The sequence below is a fragment of the Streptomyces sp. SP18BB07 genome, assembly GCF_036322545.1.
GTDB classification, from domain to species: Bacteria; Actinomycetota; Actinomycetes; order Streptomycetales; family Streptomycetaceae; genus Streptomyces; species Streptomyces deccanensis.
In genome coordinates, this window is sequence record NZ_JAQYWT010000349.1 from 163,458 (window position 1) to 183,127 (window position 19,670).

Sequence of the window (19,670 nt, forward strand, 5' to 3'; positions counted from 1 at the left end):
GGAGGGGGCAACGGAGAAAAAGTCAGACTTATTTGTGTCGAGGGCTTGAATTCGTCGTACCTAATGGGTTTCAGTGTCGTCGACGTCGGGTGACGTCTCAGATGTCGACGAAGACAGCGAGGTAGTGATGCGTACCCCTCAGGTCGTCGTGGTGATGGGCGTGGCGGGGACCGGGAAGACCACGATCGGTCCCCTGCTCGCGGCCCGGCTCGGCGTGCCCTACGCCGAGGGCGACGACTTCCACCCCGAGGCCAACATCGCCAAGATGTCGGCCGGGACACCCCTGGACGACGCGGACCGGGGGCCGTGGCTGGACGCCATCGGCACCTGGGCGCACGACCGGGCGGGACTCGGCGGGGTGGTCAGCTGCTCCGCGTTGAAGCGTGCCTACCGGGACCGGCTGCGGGCGGCGGCGCCCGATGTCGTCTTCGTGCATCTCGCCGGTGACCGGGCCCTCATCGAGGACCGGATGTCCCACCGGCAGGGCCACTTCATGCCCACGGCGCTGCTCGACTCGCAGTTCGCCACGCTGCAGCCGCTGGAGGCGGACGAGGCGGGCGTCACGGTCGACGTGTCGGGCGCGCCCGAGGAGATCGCCGAGCGGGCGGTCGCAGCGCTGCGGGAGTTCGATCCGGCGTCGTCGTAGGCCCTCGGCGCGCCGCCTCCTCCTTCCGTCCCTCCCCCACCTCCCCCGAAACCCACCGACCAAGGAATCACCGTGACCAGACTCAACGTCGAGCTGCTGGCAGCGGACCCCGTCGAGCCGATCACCTCGGCGGGGCACGCACAGCTGGGCATCGCCGTACTGGCGGGCATCGCCGTGATCGTCGTGCTCATCACCAGGTTCAAGGTGCACGCCTTCCTGGCGCTGACCATCGGCTCGCTCGCGCTCGGCGCGTTCGCCGGGGCGCCGCTGGACAAGGCGATCGCCAGCTTCACCACCGGGCTCGGGACGACCGTGGCCGGGGTCGGTGTGCTCATCGCGTTGGGCGCGATCCTCGGCAAGCTGCTGGCGGACTCCGGGGGCGCCGACCAGATCGTCGACACCATCCTCGCCAGGGCCCAGGGGCGGGCGATGCCGTGGGCGATGGTGCGATCGCCTCGGTGATCGGGCTGCCGTTGTTCTTCGAGGTCGGGATCGTGCTGCTGATCCCGGTGGTGCTGATGGTCGCCAAGCGCGGCAACTACTCGCTGATGCGCATCGGCATCCCGGCGCTGGCCGGTCTGTCGGTCATGCACGGGCTGATCCCGCCGCACCCCGGACCGCTGGTCGCGATCGACGCGGTGCAGGCCAACCTGGGCGTCACGCTGGCGCTGGGCCTGCTCGTCGCGATACCGACCGTGATCATCGCCGGTCCCCTGTTCTCGAAGTACGCGGCGCGCTGGGTGGACGTCCCGGTGCCGGAGCGCATGATCCAGGCGAGGCCCTCGGAGGAGCTGGAGAAGCGGCCCGGCTTCGGCGCGACCGTGGCGACCGTCCTCCTGCCCGTCGTCCTGATGCTGGCCAAGGCGCTCGTGGACATCGTCGTCGACGACCCCGAGACCATGGTGCAGCGGGTCTTCGACGTCGTCGGCTCACCGCTCATCGCGCTGCTCGCGGCCGTGCTGGTGGGCATGTTCACGCTGGGGCGGGCGGCCGGGTTCACCAAGGAGCGGCTGGGGTCGACCGTCGAGAAGTCCCTCGCGCCGATCGCGGGCATCCTGCTGATCGTCGGCGCGGGCGGCGGGTTCAAGCAGACACTCATCGACTCCGGGGTCGGGCAGATGATCCTGGAGATCTCCGAGGACTGGTCGATCCCCGCGCTCGTCCTGGCCTGGCTGATCGCGGTGGCGATCCGGCTGGCGACCGGGTCGGCCACGGTCGCCACGATCTCGGCGGCGGGCCTGGTGGCCCCGCTCGCCGCGGACATGTCGACCACGCACACGGCCCTGCTGGTCCTCGCGATCGGCGCCGGCTCCCTCTTCTTCAGCCACGTCAACGACGCCGGCTTCTGGATGGTGAAGGAGTACTTCGGGATGAGCGTCGGCCAGACCATCAAGACCTGGTCGGTGATGGAGACGATCATCTCGGTGGTGGCAGGGGCGATCGTGCTGCTGCTGTCGCTGATCATCTAGGCGGTACGGGAGCAGGTCCTGTCCGAGGGAGCATCCGCTGTGACCGTCGCGTCTACGGCCGCCACAGCGGGTGTTCGCTCTCCGCCCACTCCCTGCTCACCGACCCCGTCCGCAGGCCCCGGCGGGCCTCCGGGTCGCCCAGGGCCATGCCGATGTGGCCGGCCAGGACGATGCCGATGGTCAGGGCCAGCCAGTCGTGGACGAAGGTCGCGCTGGTGCGCCACATCAGGGGGGTGAGATGGGTGAACCACATCATCAGGCCCGTGGCGAGCATGACGAGGGTGGCGCCGGCGATCCAGGCGGCGTAGAGCTTCTGCCCGGCGTTGAACTTGGCGGCGGGGCGCGGGCCCGGGGCCCGGCGGCGGGCGGCGCGGAGCCAGAGGCGGTCGTGCGGGCCCCAGCGGTTGAGGCGGCCGACGTCCGCGCGGAACGCGCGGGAGGCGAGGCCCGCCAGGACCGGGACCGGCAGCAGCAGGCCCGTCCACTGGTGGACCGTCACCACCAGGGCCCGGCGGCCGATCAGTTCCGCGAGGGCGGGGAGGTAGAGGCAGGCCGCCGTCGCCACGCAGATGCCCATCAGGGCGGCGGTCGTCCGGTGGATCCAGCGTTCGGCGGCGGTGAAGCGCGGGACGCGGGAGTCCGTGACGACCGGCCGCTCCTCAAGTCGTCGGTTCATCGTCCCGCCCGTTCGATCGGCCGACCCACGCGTCGATGTCATAGCCCCGCTCCTCCCAGTAGCCGGGCTCGACCTCCTCGGTGACCTCGATGCCGGAGAGCCACTTCGCCGATTTGTAGAAGTACATGGGGGCGACGTAGAGGCGAACCGGGCCGCCGTGGTTGTGGCCGAGGTCCTTGTCCTGCATCCGCAGGGCCACCAGGACGTCCGCGCGGCGGGCCTGCTCCAGGGTGAGGCTCTCGCTGTACGCCCCGTCGAAGCAGGTGAAGCGGACCGCCGTCGCCGAGGGGCGCACCCCGGCCGCGTCCAGCAGCACGGAGAGCCGTACGCCCTCGAACGGGGTGTCCGGCACGCGCCAGCCGGTGACGCACTGGACGTCCTTGACCATTCGGGTCTGCGGGAGGGCCCGCAGGTCGGCGAGGCTGTACGAGGCGGGCTTGTCCACCAGTCCGTCGACGGTGAGGCGGTAGTTCGCGGCGGACTTGCGGGGAACGGACGCCGTCACCGAGTAGTAGCGGAAGCCGCCGCCGTTGGGGAGCAGGCCGGTCAGTCCGGTGGGGTCCTTCTGGGCCGCCTCGCCGAGGAACGCCTCCATGCCGCGCTGGAGGACCGGCGCGGAGACGACACCGAGGGCGCCGAGCCCGAGGGTTCCGAGGAGGATACGGCGGCCGATCGGCCGGCCCGGCTCCCGGCCGCCCCGCTCCTCCTGGTCTTCGAGGTGCTCCGTCGGCGCTTCCCGCGCTTCGGGATGTTCAGGGTTCACCCACTGATTCGAACATCCGCCGCCCCCGTCGTGCCAGGAACGGCGGAAATTCGACGGAATTCCTCACCCGCCGGAACCTCCGCGAAGGGGCCCGCGGGACGCGGATCAGCCCGTCGCCTTCGCCGCGGCCCGGCCCGCCGTGCGGCCCGAGAACAGGCAGCCGCCGAGGAACGTGCCCTCCAGGGAGCGGTAGCCGTGGACGCCGCCGCCGCCGAAGCCGGCGGCCTCGCCCGCCGCGTACACGCCCTCCAGCGGGTCGCCGCCCTCGGTGAGAACCCGGGAGGAGAGGTCGGTCTCCAGGCCGCCGAGGGTCTTGCGGGTCAGGATGTTCAGGCGGACGGCGATCAGCGGGCCCGCCTTGGGGTCGAGGATGCGGTGCGGGGTGGCGGTGCGGATGAGCTTGTCGCCGAGGTAGTTGCGGGCCCCCCGGATCGCCATGACCTGGAGGTCCTTGGTGAAGGGGTTGGCGACCTCGCGGTCCCGGGAGACGATCTCGCGGCGCAGCTCGGCCTCGTCGATCAGTGGTTCCTTGGTGAGCGCGTTCATGCCGCGGACCAGGGAGCCGAGGTCCTTCTCCACGACGAAGTCGACGCCGTGGTCCATGAAGGCCTTCACCGGGCCGGGGACGTCCGCGCGGGCCCGGATGAAGACGTCCTTGATGGACTTGCCCGTCAGGTCGGGGTTCTGCTCGGAGCCGGAGAGGGCGAACTCCTTGCCGATGATCTTCTGGTCGAGCACGAACCACGTGTAGTCGTAACCGGTCTTCATGATGTGTTCGAGGGTGCCGAGGGTGTCGAAGCCGGGGAAGAGGGGCACCGGCAGGCGCTTGCCGCGGGCGTCCAGCCAGAGCGAGGACGGGCCCGGGAGGACGCGGATGCCGTGGTTCTCCCAGATGGGGTTCCAGTTCTGGATGCCCTCGGTGTAGTGCCACATGCGGTCGCGATTGATGAGGCGCGCGCCCGCCTCCTCGGCGATGCCGAGCATCCGGCCGTCGACGTGCGCCGGGACACCGGAGATCATCTTCTCCGGTGCCTTGCCGAGGCGCTCGGGCCAGTTGGCGCGGACCAGGTCGTGGTTGCCGCCGATGCCGCCGGAGGTGACGATCACGGCCTGCGCCTTCAGTTCGAAGGCGCCGGTGACCTCACGGCCGCTCGGCTGACCGCGTTCGATCGTCGACGGTTCCAGGATCTCGCCGGTGACGGTGTCGACGGAGCCCGCGCTGCGCGACAGGCCCGTCACGCGGTGCCGGAACTTCAGCTGGACCAGCCCCCGGGCCACACCCTCCCGCACCCGCCGCTCGAAGGGGGCCACGAGGCCGGGGCCGGTGCCCCAGGTGATGTGGAAGCGCGGGACGGAGTTGCCGTGGCCGTTGGCGTCGTAGCCGCCGCGCTCGGCCCAGCCGACCACCGGGAAGAAGCGGACGCCCTGCTGGTGGAGCCAGGACCGCTTCTCGGTGGCCGCGAAGTTCACATACGCCTCGGCCCACTTGCGCGGCCAGTGGTCCTCCTCGCGGTCGAACGCGGCCGTGCCCATCCAGTCCTGGAGGGCGAGGGCGTGGCTGTCCTTGATCCGCAGTCGGCGCTGCTCGGGCGAGTCGACGAAGAAGAGCCCGCCGAACGACCAGTGCGCCTGGCCGCCGATCGACTGCTCCGGCTCCTGGTCGAGGAGGATCACCTTGCGGCCCGCGTCGACGAGCTCCGCGGTCGCCGCGAGCCCGGCGAGGCCCGCCCCGATCACGATCACATCTGCGTCGTACGACATGGAGGACGTCCTCTCGGGAACGGGTCAGGCAAGCGGGGGCGAACGGGGGCACGCCGAACGGGCCGGGCACGACCCCCGCTTTGTTACCGGCCGGTCAGCAGCTTTGGGATCAGATCCTTCGGCAGAAGGCGTGACCTAGTCAACTGCCGAGATGTGTCTCCTCTTACGGACAGCCCCCGGTGAGGCCGCTACAGTCGGCCGAATACATAGCGGGCCACCCATCGGGGCACAAATCACCCTCCGATCGGGATGCCGAGCGGAAACCCCTCGGGGACGTCCGCCGCGGCCCGTCCGACGACCCGAGGTATTCCGCGTGTCGGTTCTCGTTCTCCTTCTCTCGGTGGGCGCCGCCTGCTGTCTGGGCTTCGGCTTCGTGCTGCAGCAGCAGGCCGCCGAGCGCGCCCCGCTGGGCGACTTCCTCTCGTTCCGCCTGCTGCTCGACCTGATCCGGGTGCCGCGCTGGCTCGGCGGCATCGCCCTGATGGTGTGCGGCATGGCACTCGGGGCGATCGCGCTCGGTCAGGGCGAGGTCACGCTCGTCGAGCCGCTCCTCGCCACGAACCTGCTCTTCGCGCTGGCCCTCTCCCGCCGGCAGACCCGGCAGCCGCTGGGCCGCCAGGGCTGGGCGGGGCTGCTGCTGCTCGCGGGCGGTGTCACCGCGTTCATCGTCGCCGGGCGGCCGGAGGGCGGGGCGGCGGTCGGCGGACCGTTTCGGCAGTGGCTGATCATCGGCATGATGGTGGGGCTCGCGCTGCTGCTCGCGGCGTACGCGAAGCGGTCGCGGCTGAGTGCCGCGCCGGTGCTGCCGGCGGTGGCCGCCGGGCTCCTGTACGGCGTGCAGGACGCGCTCACGCGGGTCAGCGGGCAGTTGTTCGTCGAGTCCGGCTGGGGCGGGCTGTTCACCTCGTGGCAGCCGTACGGGGTCGCTGCGCTCGGCGTGACCGGTCTGGTGCTGGTGCAGAGCGCGTTCGAGACGGGGCCGTTGCGGATGTCCCTGCCGGCGCTCACGGCGGCGCAGCCGCTGGCGGGGATCGTGTGCGGGGTGGGGTTCCTGGGGGACCGGTTGCGGATGGATGCGGGGGCGCTCGCGTGGGAGGGCGTGGGGCTGGCGGGGGTGGTGGTGGGGGTGGTGCTGCTCGGGATGCATCCGGCCATGCCATGCGGCTCCGCCGGGGTGGGGCGGGTTCGGGAGCTGCGGGGTGCGTGAGGGGGCGGGGCGGGCGCGTGAGGGGGTGGGGGTGCGGGTTCGTCGGCGGGTGCGGGTGGGTCGTGGTTGCTCGCGCAGTTCCCCGCGCCCCTGAAAAGCAGGGGCTGCGCCCCGTGCTTTTCAGGCCCGCAGGGCCTGGGTTTTTAGGGGCGCGGGGAACTGCGCGAGAAGCCCCACCGGGCCGGCAGCCGAAAAGCTCTTCCTCGTTCCGCCCTGCTTGGATGGGGGCATGAGCGCCGCCGACGAGATCCTCGACATCGTGGACGAGAAGGACCAGGTCATCGGGCAGGCACCGCGGGGGGAGGTGTATGCCCGGGGGATGCGGCATCGGGCCGTGTTCGTGCTGGCCAGGGACGCCGAGGGGCGGGTCTTCGTGCATCGGCGTACCGCGACGAAGCTGGTCTTCCCGTCGCTGTACGACATGTTCGTGGGCGGCGTCGTCGGCGCGGGCGAGTCCTACGACGACGCGGCGCTGCGCGAGGCCGAGGAGGAGCTGGGGGTCCCGGGGCTGCCGCGCCCCGACCCGCTGTTCAAGTTCCTGTACGACGACGGGGCGGGACGCACCTGGTGGTCGGCCGTGTACGAGGTCCGCTGCACGTCGCCGGTGAGCCCGCAGGTCGAGGAGGTCGCCTGGCACGAGTTCCTCACGGAGGCCGAGGTGGAGCGGCGGCTGGGCGAGTGGGAGTGGGTGCCGGACGGGACGGCGGCGTACGAGCGGCTGAAGGAGCACAGGGGCGGCGGAGGCTTCGAAGCCGACCGGTAGTGTCCTGCACGTGATCGAATTTGTACGGAACGTCCGGCTCTGGTTCGTCCCCGAGGACGTACGGAAGGACGGCGGAACCCCGGACTACCGCTTCTCCCTGGCCAATGAGCGGACGTTCCTGGCGTGGCTGCGCACCTCGCTCGCGCTGATCGGCGGCGGCTTCGCGGTGGACCAGTTCCTGCCGGACCTGCGCTGGGGCTGGCGGGTCGGGCTCGCGCTCGCCCTGCTGGCCGCGGGGGTGCTGTGCGCGCTCCGGGCGGTCAACCACTGGGTGCGCTGCGAGCGGGCGATGCGGCGCGGGGAGGACCTGCCGGTGTCGCGGTTCCCGGCGCTGCTCGGCCTCGTCGTCGCCGTGGTCGCCGTCGCGATGGTCGCCGTCGTACTGCTCGGGTGGGAGGGGTGAGCACACCGGCCGCTCCCCCGGCGTCCCCCGACCGCGACCCGGGCCTCCAGCCCGAGCGCACCCGGCTCGCCTGGCGCCGTACGACCCTCACGGGGGCTGTGATCGCCGTGCTCGCGGTGAAGTCCGCGCTGCACGGCGAGCCGTCCACGGCCGGCGTACTGGCCGCCGCCCTGTGCGCGGTGCTGTGGCTGGTCCTCCTGGCGCTCGCCCACCGCCGTATCGCCGCCCTGACCGCCGCCCGCCCGCCTGTCCTCTCGCCCCCGGCCGCCACGGCGGCCGTCCTGTGCGTGCTCGCCCTCGCGGTGTGCGGCGCGGCGCTGGTGTTCTGAGGGGCAAGTCTTGGTGTGTGCATGGAGTTGCAGAAAGGAAGAATTGAGACTTCTGTGACTAGCCTGGATATGTCATTCCTCGTACCAGCGAAGGCGAGCACCATGACCACCCTTCACCAGGAGCACCCCGTCCACGAGCACGCCCACGGTCCCGCCTGCGGGCACACGGCCGTGGCGCACGGTGACCACACCGACTACGCGCACGACGGGCATCTGCACCGCGAGCACTCCGGACACTGGGACGAGTGCGAGCCGAGCGGGCACGCCGCACACGAGGGGCACTCCCACGAGCACGGCGAGGACTGCGGGCACCAGGCGGTGACGCACGGGGACCACGTGGACTACGTGCACGACGGACACCGGCACGCCGCCCACGAGGGGCACTGGGACGACCACTGACCCGCGCCGTCGCCGTACCCCGGATTCCGCCGCATCGTCGCCGACTGGCAGGCTCTGACCACCAGTTGGCGACGATCCGGGGGGATGAAGGGGGTCACTGTGACCGCGCAAGAGCCGTACACCGTCGAGATCGCGAGCGACGTGTACGCGTATGTGCAGCCGGACGGCGGATGGTGTCTGAACAACTCGGGTTTCGTGAGTGACGGCACCTCGACGCTGCTCGTGGACACGGCGGCGACGGAGCGCCGGACCCGCGCCCTGGGCGCCGCGCTCGACGCGACGGGCGTCCCGAGGCCCCGGCTCCTGGTCAACACCCACCACCACGGGGACCACACCTACGGCAACGGCTTCTTCACGCCGGCCGCCACCCTCGTCTCGCACGCGGCCTGCCGCCGCGAGGCCCTCGCCAGCGGACAGCACCTGCATCTGCTGTGGCCGCAGACCGACTTCGGCGACGTGAGCATCCAGGGCGCGGACCTGACGTACGACGACCGGGTGACGCTGCACGTCGGCGACATCGAAGCCCAGGTCATCCACCCCGGCGTCTCGCACACCGTCGGCGACTCGGTCGTGTGGCTGCCGCACCGTCGGGTGCTGTTCGCGGGGGACCTGGTCTTCGAGGGCGGGACGCCGTTCTTCCTCATGGGGTCGCTGAGCGGTTCGCTGCGGGCGCTGGAGCTGCTGCGCGAGCTGGGCGCCGAGACCGTCGTACCGGGACACGGGCCGGTGACCGACCCGTCGGCGTTCGACAGGGCCGAGCGGTACATGCGGTTCGTGGCGGAGGTCGCCGAGACGTCGCACGCGGCGGGGCTGACGCCGCTGGAGGCGGCCCGCAAGACCGATCTCGGGGAGTACGGCGCGCTGCCGGAGAGCGAGCGGCTGGTGGCGAACCTGCACCGGGCCTACGCCGAGCTGGACGGGCATCCGGAGGGTGAGGGCGTCGACCCGTTCGCCGGGTTCATGGACATGGCGACCATCAACGGCGGGGAGATGATGACCTGCCACGCGTGACGGCACGAGCGGCGGTAGACGTCGCGGCGCACGCGCCTGGGCGTCTCGGATCCGGCCGCTCGTTCGAGCGGCCGGATCCCGTCGAGACGCCGATCACTTTCGCGTCGCCCACTGGACGACATACCGACCGGTCGGCATCATGAGACAGGTCCCGGTAGAACGCGTTCGCGTGTAGGAGCGATGATGCACCCAGACCACCCGCCAGGTCTCGACCCCGACCGGCTCCGCGCCCTGCTCGACGCCGAGCGGCCCGGACTCGTGGGCGGCCCGCTCACCGGCCGGCTGATCGAGGGCGGGCGGTCGAACCTGACGTACGAGGTCACGGACGGCACCGCGAAGTGGGTCGTACGGCGGCCGCCGCTGGGCCATGTGCTGGCGACCGCGCACGACATGAAGCGGGAGCACCGCGTGATCAGCGCGCTGCACCCGACGGACGTCCCCGTGCCCCGCCCCGTGCTGCTCTGCGAGGACGAGGACGTGCTCGGCGCGCCCTTCTACGTCATGGACTTCGTCGAGGGCACCCCGTACCGCACCGCCGAGCAGCTGGCGCCCCTCGGTCCCGAGCGCACCCGGGCCGCTCTGCTGGGCCTGGTCGACACCCTCGTCGAACTGCACGCGGTGGACCCGGCCGAGGTGGGCCTCGCCGACTTCGGGCGCCCCGAGGGCTTCCTGGACCGGCAACTGCGGCGCTGGGGCAAGCAGTTGGACGCCTCCCGCAACCGCGAACTGTCCGGCATCGACGAGCTCCACGCGACGCTGGGCCGCCGGCTCCCCCACTCCCCCACGGCGACGGTCGTCCACGGCGACTACCGACTCGACAACGTGCTGCTGGGCGAGGACGACGCGATCAAGGCCATCCTCGACTGGGAGATGTCCACGCTCGGCGATCCCCTCACCGACCTGGGCCTGCTGGTGATGTACAGCGTGCCGCTGGCCACGCCCGACTCCCCCGTCTCGACGACCGCGGCGGCCGCCGGGCACCCGGATCCGGCCGAGATCATCGAGCGGTACGCGGCGCGCTCGGGCCGCGACGTCTCCTCGGTGTCCTGGTACGCGGCGTTCGCGTGGTTCAAGCTCGCCGTGATCCTGGAGGGCATCCACTACCGGTACACCCTCGGCCAGACGGTCGGCCGCGGCTTCGACCGCATCGGCGACCTGGTCCCCGTCTTCATCGAACACGGCCTGACGACTCTTCGTACCGGCTCCGGTTCCGGCTCCCAGGAAGGCTGATCCCCATGGACTTCGCATTCGACGCGCGTACGGAGGAGCTGCGCGCCAAGCTCCTCGCCTTCATGGACGAGCACGTGTACCCGGCGGAGGCCGTGGCCGAGGAGCAGCGGGCCGAGCTGGACTCGCCGTGGGACACGCCGGCCGTGGTGGAGGAGCTGAAGGCCGAGGCCCGCAGGCAGGGCCTGTGGAACCTCTTCCTGCCCGACTCGGAGTACGGCGCCGGGCTCACCAACCTCCAGTACGCGCCGCTCGCCGAGATCACCGGCCGGTCCCCGCAGCTGGCGCCGACCGCGCTGAACTGCGCCGCGCCCGACACGGGCAACATGGAGGTGCTGAGTCAGTTCGGCGACGAGGCCCAGAAGAAGCAGTGGCTGGAGCCGCTGCTCGCCGGTGAGATCCGCTCGGCGTTCGCGATGACCGAGCCGGAGGTGGCGTCGTCGGACGCCACCAACATCACCACGCTGATCGAGCGCGACGGCGACGACTACGTCATCACGGGACGCAAGTGGTACATCTCCGGGGCCATGAACCCCGACTGCCAGATCTTCATCGTGATGGGCAAGACGGACCCGGACGGCGCCGACATCCGCCGCCAGCAGTCGATGATCCTGGTCCCGCGTGACACCCCGGGTGTCACCGTGCAGCGGGCGATGCGGGTCTTCGGGTACGAGGACCACTACCACGGCGGTCACGCCGAGGTGGTCTTCGAGGGTGCGCGGGTGCCGGCGTCGAACCTGATCGGCGAGGAGGGCGGCGGCTTCGCCATCGCTCAGGCGCGGCTGGGTCCCGGGCGCATCCACCACTGCATGCGGCTCATCGGGATGGCCGAGCGGGCGATCGAGCTGATGTGCCGGCGGGCGGTGGCGCGGGAGGCCTTCGGCAAGGCGCTGGCGCAGCAGGGGGTCGTGCACAACTGGATCGCCGACGCGCGGGTCGCCGTCGAGCAGCTGCGGCTGCTGGTGCTGAAGACGGCCTGGATGATGGACACGGTGGGCAACAAGGGGGCCCACGCGGAGATCCAGGCGATCAAGATCGCCACGCCCCGGACGGTCGTGGACATCATCGACCGGGCGATCCAGCTGCACGGTGCGGGGGGTGTCAGTCAGGACTTCCCGCTGGCCGAGCTGTACGCGGGGGCGCGGACGCTGATGATCGCGGACGGGCCTGACGAGGTGCATCAGCGGTCGCTGGCCCGGCGGGAGCTGAAGCGGTACGTGTGAGGCCGGGGCGCCCGGTGGGTGGGGGTGCGGGTTCGTCGGCGGGTGCGGGTGCGTGGGGCTGGTCGCGCAGTTCCCCGCGCCCCTGAAAAGGCAGGGGCTGCGCCCCGTGCTTTTCGGCCCGCAGCCCCGTCGCCGTTCAAAACCGCCGGACCCTGGTCTTTCAAGGGGCGCGGGGAACTGCGCGAGAAGCCCCACCGGGCCTGCGGTCGCCTTCGAACCCGCACCCCCGAGCTATAACGCGCCCTACGGTCGCAGGGCCCTCAGCAGCAGGTCCGCCAGGTGGTTCGCGACCTCCTGGGGGCCCATCGGGCCGTCAGGGCGGTACCACGTCGACAGGTGGTGGACCGAGCCGAAGTGGTAGTCGACCACCAGGTCCGCCGGGGTCGCCTTGGAGAAGACCCCGGTCTCCTGGCCCTCCTCCACGAGCGCCCGGAAGCGCTCGTGGTACCGGCGACGCTCCGCACGCACCTGCTTGTTCTTCTCGGGGCTCAGGTGGTGCATGGACCGGAAGAAGATCGACGCGTCGTCGAGGTTGTCGATCGTCGTGATGACGACATCCGCCGCGGCCCCCCGCAACCGCTCCTCCACCGGCGCGTCGGCCCCCGCGAACGCGTCCAGCCGCTCCTGCTGGATCCGCAGCACGCGCGCGTACACCTCGTGCAGCAGGTCGTCCTTGGAGCCGAAGTAGTGGTACAGCGCGCCCTTGGTGACGCCGGCCGCCTCGACGATCTCCTGCACGGAGGTGCGGTCGTAGCCCCGCTCGGCGAAGAGCCGGGTGGCGGCGGCCAGCAGCCGCTGCGGGACGGGCGTTCCGTCTCCGTCCGTGGTCCTGGGCACTGCCGCCACCTGCCTTCCGAGGTTCTGTTGTCGCCTACCGGTCGCCCGCCGGCCGCCCGACCGGTTCCCGATCGGGCGGAATCGGGCGCTCCCGCCGGAGGATCATCCCACTCTCCGGCGTCCGGCCGCCGGGCAGGGCGGTCAGCCGGTCGTCTCCCACTTCTGCTGGATGTGGTTCATGTTCGTCAGCCAGCGGTCCGGATCGGCGGCCCTGGCCGCGTAGTAACCGGCCACCTCGGGGTGCGGCAGGATCAGGAAGCGGTCCTTCTCCATGCCCTCGAAGAGCGCGTCGGCCACGTCCTCCGGCTCGATCGCGGTCGGCGCGAGCACCAGGTCGCCCGCGCTGCCGGAGGCCGTCAGCATGTCGGTGCGCACCCCCTGCGGGCAGATCGCGTGCACCTTGACGCCCCGGTGGCGGTAGGTGAGGGAGAGCCACTCGGCGAAGGCGTACGCCCCGTGCTTGGTGACGCTGTAGGGGGCCGCGCCGATCATCGTCAGCAGCCCGGCCGCCGAGACCGTTGACACGAAACGCCCGCTGCCGCGCTCCAGCCACGCCGGCAGCAGCTCGTGGGCCGCCCGGACGTGCGCCATCACGTTGACGTCCCAGGCGAGCGCCCACACCTTCTCGTCGGCCGCCTCCGTGCCCCCGGAGGCCAGTCCGGCGTTCGCGCAGTACACGTCCACGTCCCCGCCGAGCGCGTCGCGCGCCGCCGTGACGATCGCCGAGGCGTCCCCGGGCACCGCGATCCCCCCGATCTCGTCGGCCACGGCCTTCGCCCGGTCCGCGTCGAGGTCGTTCACGACGACCCGGGCCCCCTCGGCAGCGAACCGCCGCGCCAGAGCGGCACCGATCCCCCCACCGGCTCCGGTTACGACCACACCCGCACCCTGCGCAGTTCCCACGATCGGTCTCCTTCGACGCGACACATCAGCAACGCCCACCAAGGGGACCAGACTAACCGGTCGGTATGTCCCAGAGAAAGGGCGCCACCAACCCCGCCCCGAAGGGGCGCGGGGAACTGCGCGACCAGCCACACCCAACCCGCGGACGACAAACCCCCCGCGGAAGCGCTTAGCTTTCCCCAAGCACCGCTTCCACGACAGCGAACAGCGACCGCGCCCGCGACCCGGAGGTCACCCCCATGCACCTCTCCCGCCGCACCTTCCTCGCCGCCTCCACGGCAGCCACCGCCTCGACGGCGGCCACCGCCGGCCTCACCACCGCACCCCCGGCCGAGGCGGCCCGCCCAGGGCCCCGCACCGGCTTCGAGCGCCTGGCCCACGACGGCTACAAACTCCTCGGCGGCCAGAAGGTCGGCATCGTCACCAACCCCACCGGTGTCACCCGCGACGCCCGCCACATCGTCGACGTGATGCACGCCGACGACCGCGTCGACCTGAGGGCCGTCTTCGGTCCGGAGCACGGCTTCCGCGGCACCGCCCAGGCCGGCGGCTCCGAGGGCCGCCACGACGACCCGGCGACGGGGCTGCCCGTGTACGACACGTACCAGAAGAGCGGCCGTCCCCTCGCGGACATCTTCACCGCCTCCGGCGTGGACACGGTCGTCTTCGACATCCAGGACGTGGGCGCCCGCTTCTACACGTACATCTGGACGCTGTACGACTGCATGGAGGCGGCTCAACTGGCCGGGAAGCGCCTCGTCGTGCTGGACCGGCCGAACCCGGTGACCGGACGCGGCGCCCAAGGGCCGGTGCTGCACAAGGAGTTCGCGACGTTCGTCGGGCGGCAGCCCATCGCGCAGGCGCACGGGATGACGGTGGCCGAGCTGGCGCGCCTGTTCAACGGGGAGTTCCTCACCACGCCCGTACCGCTGGAGACCGTACTGATGTCGGGGTGGAAGCGGTCGCGGTTCTACGACGAGTCCGGGCTGCCGTGGGTGCCGCCGAGCCCGAACATGCCGACGCCGGACACCGCGCTCGTCTACGCCGGGACGTGTCTCTTCGAGGGGACGAACCTGTCGGAGGGGCGGGGCACCACGCGGCCGTTCGAGCTGCTCGGCGCGGAGGGGATCGACCGGCGGTGGGCGGCTGCCGCGAACGAACTGGGCCTGCCCGGCGCGCACTTCAGGGAGGCGTACTTCGCGCCGACGTTCTCCAAGTTCCAGGGGAAGACCGTCGGTGGTGTGCAGATCCATGTCCACGACCGGGCCGCGTACGACCCCGTGCGCACCGGGATCGGTCTGCTCGTGACCGCCAGGGCGGTGTGGAGCGGCTTCGCCTGGCGGCCGGACAACTGGATCGACAAGCTGACCGGTTCGGCACGGGTGCGGACGATGATCGACGCGGGGGCGGACACGGACGAGGTCGTGGCCGGCTGGCAGGAGGAGCTGGCCGCGTTCCGCAGGGTGCGCAAGGAGTATCTGCTGTACCGCTAGGGCCTGGTGTTCGGATCACGAGTCCGGTCGTACGTGACGTATGGCCATCTTTCGCCGTTGGCAGGACCATGCGCCTGAGCGCATCACCAACGGGGGCCGAAGGGGGCTCGTCATGGCGGATCCGGGAATGAGCGTGACTCCCTACTGGGAACTGACCTTCGACGCGGACGGGGACATGGACACCGGTCAACGGGACCGGCTGCTCGACGGCGTACGGAAGCGCGCGGTGGCGGATCTGGTCGTCTTCGCGCACGGCTGGAACAGCGACCGGTCCGGCGCGACCCGGCTCTACAGCCGCTTCTTCGAGCCGTTCCCCGTCCTCGCACCGAACGCCAGGCTGGGATACGTCGGTGTGCTGTGGCCCTCGATGCGGTTCTCCGACGAGCCGATCCCGGACTTCAAGCCGGTGCCGGCCCTCGCGCCCGGCCGCCCCGCGCTCGACAAGCACACTCGGAACGCGCTGGTGGAGGTCTTCCCCGAGCGGGCCACCGTCGTCGAGCAGCTCGCCCGACTGCTGGAGCAACGGCCGGACGAGGACGCCTCGTTGGAGGAGTTCGGCCGGCTCGTGCGGCTGCTGGTCGAGGTGGAGCCGCAGGGGCCGCAGGGCGCGTTCGCGGCGGACACCGTCACGGAGGGGGTACCGGAGGGTCTGCCCGGGATGCTGTGCGGGGACACGGTGGCGGTGTGCGCGGACTTCGCGGCGGCGCTGGCGGAGGTCGAGACCTCGGGGGTGCCCACCGGGGCCGCCGTCACGCCGCCCCGGGCGTGGGACGGCGCCCACGAACTCCTGCGTCAGGCGACCTACTTCGCGATGAAGCGCCGGGCGGGGACGGTCGGCGAGCGGGGCCTCGGGCCGCTGCTCGGACGGCTCGCGCGGACCTCGCCGCAGGTACGGGTGCACCTCGTCGGGCACAGCTTCGGTGCCCGTCTGGTGTCGTTCGCGCTGCGCGGGCTGCCCGAGGGCGCGCACAGTGTCAAGTCGGTGACGCTCCTTCAGGCCGCCTTCTCGCACTACGCGTTCGCGGCCCGGCTGCCGCACGACCCGGGGGCGAGCGGCGTGCTGAGCGGGCAACAGAAGCGGATCGACGGCCCGTTGGTCTGCTGCCACTCCAAACACGACTCGGCGCTCGGCACGATCTACCCGTTGGCCTCCCGGATGGCGGGCGACGCGCGTACGGTGCTGGGACTGAGCGTCAACAGCCTGCTGGGCAGGAAATGGGGCGCCCTCGGCTACGGCGGCGTGCAGGCCGTCAAGGGCACGCGGTCGTTCAAGCTGGCCGACGCGCTCAAGGCCCAGCTGCCGACGACGGGGTGTGTGAACATCGACGCCTCGGCCGTGGTCAAGCGCGGCGGCGCGCCCTCCGGCGCCCACAGTGACATCTGCCACCGTGAGCTGGCCCGGGTGGTGCTGGCGGCGGGCCGTATCGCCTGATTCCGGCCCGCCGCCGTCACGCGTTCACCGGCGTCGCCCGCAGGCGACGGCCGGGGCTCACCGGTGTGAGGTGAACTCCACGACCTGCTGGTAGGTCGGCCGGTTCTGCCAGCTGATCTTGTTGTGCTTGATGCCTCCCAGGGGCTGCTGGATGATCGAGTCGGCGCACCATTGGTCGCCCGCCGAGCAGTACGCGTCGCCGGGGTAGACCTGCGCGGCGGTCTTGCCGGCCGCCTCCTTGAGGGTGTTGATCAGGAGGGTGCGGCAGGCGCCGAGACTGCCGCCGCCGCAGTACTGGTTGGCCAGCGGGCCCCGCACCGTCTCGCCCAGCACCGAGCGGATGTCCTTGTCGACGTAGCTCCACCAGCCGTACTGGAAGGAACTGCCGGCGTGGGAGCCGGTCGGGCCGTGCGCGGCGGACGGGGACTCGTCGACGGGCAGGTTGGCGGTGATGGCGTTGTAGAGGTCGGTGCCGAGGCCGGGTTCGAACTCGGCCTTCACCAGCAGGGGCCACCAGGCGTCCAGGATGCGGATGGCCTCGGCGTCGGCGTAGGTCTTCGAACCGGCGGAGGTCTCCGTGCGTTTCGAGCCGGACGTGACCCAGGTCTGGAGCTTGGTGACCGCCGCTGCGGCCGCGGAGTCCGTGACCGTGCTGCTGTTGATGACCTTGAGCAGGTCGGGGACGACGTCCTCGGCCCGCAGGTCGGCGAGGCCCGCCTCGGCCATGGCCTTCGTCAGTGAGGCCCGGGTGACGCCGCCCGCGGCGACCAGGCGTTTGACGCGGTCGTCGAGAAGGTTGCCGCGGTGGACGGAGCCGTTGCCCCAGGGGGCGGTGGTGTAGTCGGCGGCCTGCTTGTTGTTCCAGGAGATGTAGTAGTCCTGGTCGACGGAGTTGGGGTGCTGGGCCGGCGGGGTGTAGTCGGCGGTGTTGGTGGTCGGGTTCCAGCCCCGCCACTCGTACGCGGACTGCGCCCAGGCCGGGAACTCGGGGTCGACGTTCGCCGCGCGCACCGGGTTGTCGCCGCTGTTGTAGTACGCCGTGTGCTCGGAGTCGGCGTAGAACCAGTTGAACGTGTAGTTGATGTTCTGGACGGCCTTCTGGAAGGTCTCGGGGCCCTTGACGTAGTCCGGGTCGTTCAGCATCTGGAAGCCGATGATCGACTCGGCCTCGTTCAGGTACGAGGAACGCAGGGTGGTGTAGGCGACCTTCTTGCCGTCGACCGTGGCGCGGTGGGTCACGGGGCCGTACTTGGTGCGCCAGACCTGCATACGGTACGAGCCCGCCGGGGTGGAGTCAGCGGTGGTCGGCTTCCAGGCGTTGGTCTGCTCGATCTTCTCCATGGCCGTGCAGGTGCCGCGGTAGAGGTAGTGGACGTCGTCCTGGCACAGCTCGACCGCGTACGCGTCGATGATGTCCTGGCCGGAGGTGGTGGCGCTCCAGGCGTAGTCCTGGCCCCGGCCCAGCTCGACGTACATGCTCAGGCCCGCGAAGGAGGCGCCGCGGGCGCTGATGCCCGGGCCCTGGATCTCCTGGAGCATGAGGAGTTGGGGCGCGAAGTAGCCGGTCTGCGGGCCGAAGACGGCGACGGGGTGGCCGCTCGCGGTGTGCTCGCCGCTGACGACGAGGGCGTTGGACATGCCGCGCCGGGCCGAGCTGAGGGCGCTGTCGGTGGCCTGCGAGGAGAGGTTCCTGGAGACCGAGGTGGCGGCGCTGCCGGTGCGGTCGTACACGAGGGGCTCCTCGGCGACCGTGCCGTCGTCGGGGAGGGCCATGCCCTGCGGGTTCGCGGGCTTGGTGGCGTAGGGGAAGCTGCCGTCGTGGACGGTGAGGGCGGCCTCGGGGTCGTTGCGCTCGCGGAAGGACTCCCAGACCTTGGTGCCCTCGGTGACGCCGTACTTCTCCTGGGCGGCCAGCAGGGACAGGGCGTTGTTGACCTCGCCGCCGCCTCCCGAGCCGAAGAGGGCGCCGATGACGGAGGCCAGGGCGACCAGATCGGTGGGCTTGAACTTCTCGATGGTGCCGGCGTTGGTGACGGAGTCCTTGTGGCCGGTCAGGACGTACTCGCCGGGGTAGTTGCGGGCGCTGTCGGAGGCGTCGATGTAGGCGTTGATGCCGGCGACATAGGCGTTGACGTCGGCGAGGGCCAGCTGCCCGCGCTCGCCGTTCGTGGCCACCGCCTTGTCGATCTGGGCCTGGAGGTCGGCCTCGGTGTAGGGGGCGTGGCGCCAGAACTCCTGCTCCAGGCCCTGGTTGGAGGGGGCGCCGCCCGCGAACGGGGTCAGCTTGCCGCGGCCGACGTGCCGGAAGACGTCCATCAGCCACAGCCGGTCCTGGGCGGCGGCGTAGCCCGCGCCGAACTCGGTGCCGTAGCGGGTGGTGCCCGTGATGTGCGGCACACCGGTCTTCTTGTCGCGGACGATCGTGACGTCGGTGCGGCCGGCCGGCTTCAGGGTGGAGGCGACCTGGTCGGCGGCGACACCGAAGGAGGCGTCGTTGAAGAAGGTGTTGATGGTGGAGTTGGTGAGGCCCGGGTATCCGGTGGCCAGGTTGTTGTAGGGGCCGAGCTGGTTGCTCGCGTTCTCCGGCATGGAGCCGAAGCCCTGGTTGAGGAGGATCTGGGCGAGGGTGGCGTTGCCGTTCTGGCCGGGCGGCAGGATGTCGGAGCACTGTCCGCCGCAGTGGTCGGTGACCGCCGCGGCCTGCACGGATCCGGTGTCGGCGGCCGCCGCCGGGGAAGCCGGGGAAAGAGGCGACAAAAGACCGGCAACGAGCGCGCATAGGGAGGCGGCCTTGAGGAACTCCGGGAATCCACGAGGAGTTCTCAGTCTGTCCGGTGCGTTGCGTGAGGTGCGTGGGGTGCGCCAGGGCATGGCAGCTCCTCCTGACGGGGGTGGGCCGGATGTTACCGCCGGTATCCCCGACTTTGAAGATGAGCAAGCGTCACGTTTTTGGGATCACCGTCGACGGACAGGTGACGCACAGCGTGAACAGGTACTCAGAAGTAGTCGTAAGCCCAAGAGGAAGCACAAGAAGAAGCGCGACGAGAAGCGCGACGAGAAGCGCGACAAGAAGTCAGAGGCAGTCAGGCGTAGGCAGGAACGGTCCGTGAACGGCTCAGCAGACGACT

The 19,670-nt window shown here is 71.1% G+C and carries 17 protein-coding genes and 1 pseudogene; 12 read left to right on the forward strand and 6 right to left on the reverse strand.

Annotated elements, in window-relative coordinates:
• The first annotated feature begins 127 nt into the window (after positions 1 to 127).
• Together PUR53_RS34945 and PUR53_RS34950 are read left to right on the forward strand one after the other, a co-directional pair.
• Positions 128 to 646, forward strand: coding sequence for a gluconokinase (locus PUR53_RS34945; protein ID WP_033531625.1), 519 nt, complete (start codon positions 128 to 130; stop codon positions 644 to 646).
• Between the two features lie 72 nt (positions 647 to 718).
• Positions 719 to 2,115 (forward strand): annotated as a pseudogene (locus PUR53_RS34950) (GntP family permease).
• Between the two features lie 52 nt (positions 2,116 to 2,167).
• Here PUR53_RS34950 and PUR53_RS34955 read toward each other — a convergent pair.
• From PUR53_RS34955 to PUR53_RS34965, 3 genes are all read right to left on the reverse strand, one after another.
• Positions 2,168 to 2,791, reverse strand: a complete 624-nt coding sequence (locus PUR53_RS34955) for a cytochrome b/b6 domain-containing protein (protein ID WP_329897628.1) — start codon at positions 2,789 to 2,791, stop codon at positions 2,168 to 2,170.
• Positions 2,775 to 3,554 (reverse strand): molybdopterin-dependent oxidoreductase, encoded by a 780-nt coding sequence (locus PUR53_RS34960; RefSeq protein ID WP_329897627.1) that lies wholly within the window; start codon positions 3,552 to 3,554, stop codon positions 2,775 to 2,777. The genes PUR53_RS34955 and PUR53_RS34960 overlap by 17 nt, the downstream gene beginning before the upstream one ends.
• A gap of 105 nt (positions 3,555 to 3,659) precedes the next feature.
• A complete protein-coding gene (locus PUR53_RS34965; RefSeq protein ID WP_329897626.1) occupies positions 3,660 to 5,315 on the reverse strand; it encodes an FAD-binding dehydrogenase in 1,656 nt (551 codons plus the stop codon).
• A gap of 313 nt (positions 5,316 to 5,628) precedes the next feature.
• Between PUR53_RS34965 and PUR53_RS34970 the strand changes: the two genes are divergently transcribed.
• The 8 genes from PUR53_RS34970 (at position 5,629) to PUR53_RS35005 (ending at position 11,877) form a co-directional block, all read left to right on the forward strand.
• Entirely contained in the window at positions 5,629 to 6,522 is an 894-nt protein-coding gene (locus PUR53_RS34970) for a DMT family transporter (protein ID WP_329910867.1), read from the forward strand.
• 229 nt (positions 6,523 to 6,751) lie between these two features.
• Positions 6,752 to 7,285: an NUDIX hydrolase gene (locus PUR53_RS34975; RefSeq protein ID WP_329910868.1), complete on the forward strand. Its 534-nt coding sequence runs from the start codon at positions 6,752 to 6,754 to the stop codon at positions 7,283 to 7,285.
• Between the two features lie 10 nt (positions 7,286 to 7,295).
• Positions 7,296 to 7,688 carry a YidH family protein gene (locus PUR53_RS34980; RefSeq protein WP_329897623.1) on the forward strand — a complete coding sequence of 131 codons (393 nt, stop codon included), beginning with the start codon at positions 7,296 to 7,298 and terminating at the stop codon, positions 7,686 to 7,688.
• Positions 7,685 to 8,017: a DUF202 domain-containing protein gene (locus tag PUR53_RS34985; RefSeq protein ID WP_329897622.1), complete on the forward strand. Its 333-nt coding sequence runs from the start codon at positions 7,685 to 7,687 to the stop codon at positions 8,015 to 8,017. Before PUR53_RS34980 ends, PUR53_RS34985 begins: the two co-directional genes overlap by 4 nt.
• A 102-nt stretch (positions 8,018 to 8,119) precedes the next feature.
• Positions 8,120 to 8,416, forward strand: a complete 297-nt coding sequence (locus PUR53_RS34990) for a hypothetical protein (protein ID WP_329897621.1) — start codon at positions 8,120 to 8,122, stop codon at positions 8,414 to 8,416.
• 99 nt (positions 8,417 to 8,515) lie between these two features.
• Complete coding sequence (locus tag PUR53_RS34995; protein WP_329897620.1) at positions 8,516 to 9,427, forward strand: MBL fold metallo-hydrolase; 912 nt, start codon at positions 8,516 to 8,518, stop codon at positions 9,425 to 9,427.
• Positions 9,428 to 9,610: 183 nt separating this feature from the next.
• Positions 9,611 to 10,657: a phosphotransferase family protein gene (locus PUR53_RS35000; protein WP_329910884.1), complete on the forward strand. Its 1,047-nt coding sequence runs from the start codon at positions 9,611 to 9,613 to the stop codon at positions 10,655 to 10,657.
• Positions 10,658 to 10,662: 5 nt separating this feature from the next.
• Positions 10,663 to 11,877: an acyl-CoA dehydrogenase family protein gene (locus tag PUR53_RS35005; protein ID WP_329897619.1), complete on the forward strand. Its 1,215-nt coding sequence runs from the start codon at positions 10,663 to 10,665 to the stop codon at positions 11,875 to 11,877.
• Between the two features lie 243 nt (positions 11,878 to 12,120).
• Here the strand turns inward: PUR53_RS35005 and PUR53_RS35010 are convergent, their stop codons facing one another.
• On the reverse strand, positions 12,121 to 12,714 hold the full coding sequence (locus PUR53_RS35010) for a TetR/AcrR family transcriptional regulator (protein ID WP_329897618.1): 594 nt from the start codon (positions 12,712 to 12,714) through the stop codon (positions 12,121 to 12,123).
• Positions 12,715 to 12,855: 141 nt separating this feature from the next.
• Complete coding sequence (locus PUR53_RS35015) at positions 12,856 to 13,617, reverse strand: SDR family oxidoreductase (RefSeq protein WP_329897617.1); 762 nt, start codon at positions 13,615 to 13,617, stop codon at positions 12,856 to 12,858.
• 239 nt (positions 13,618 to 13,856) lie between these two features.
• Between PUR53_RS35015 and PUR53_RS35020 the strand changes: the two genes are divergently transcribed.
• The gene (locus tag PUR53_RS35020) at positions 13,857 to 15,110 is read left to right on the forward strand and encodes an exo-beta-N-acetylmuramidase NamZ family protein (RefSeq protein ID WP_329910869.1); all 1,254 of its coding nucleotides are present in this window, start codon (positions 13,857 to 13,859) and stop codon (positions 15,108 to 15,110) included.
• A gap of 112 nt (positions 15,111 to 15,222) precedes the next feature.
• Positions 15,223 to 16,542: a serine-threonine protein kinase gene (locus tag PUR53_RS35025; protein WP_329910870.1), complete on the forward strand. Its 1,320-nt coding sequence runs from the start codon at positions 15,223 to 15,225 to the stop codon at positions 16,540 to 16,542.
• A gap of 57 nt (positions 16,543 to 16,599) precedes the next feature.
• Here the strand turns inward: PUR53_RS35025 and PUR53_RS35030 are convergent, their stop codons facing one another.
• Positions 16,600 to 19,413, reverse strand: coding sequence for a penicillin acylase family protein (locus PUR53_RS35030; protein ID WP_329910871.1), 2,814 nt, complete (start codon positions 19,411 to 19,413; stop codon positions 16,600 to 16,602).
• Between the last annotated feature and the right edge of the window lie 257 nt (positions 19,414 to 19,670).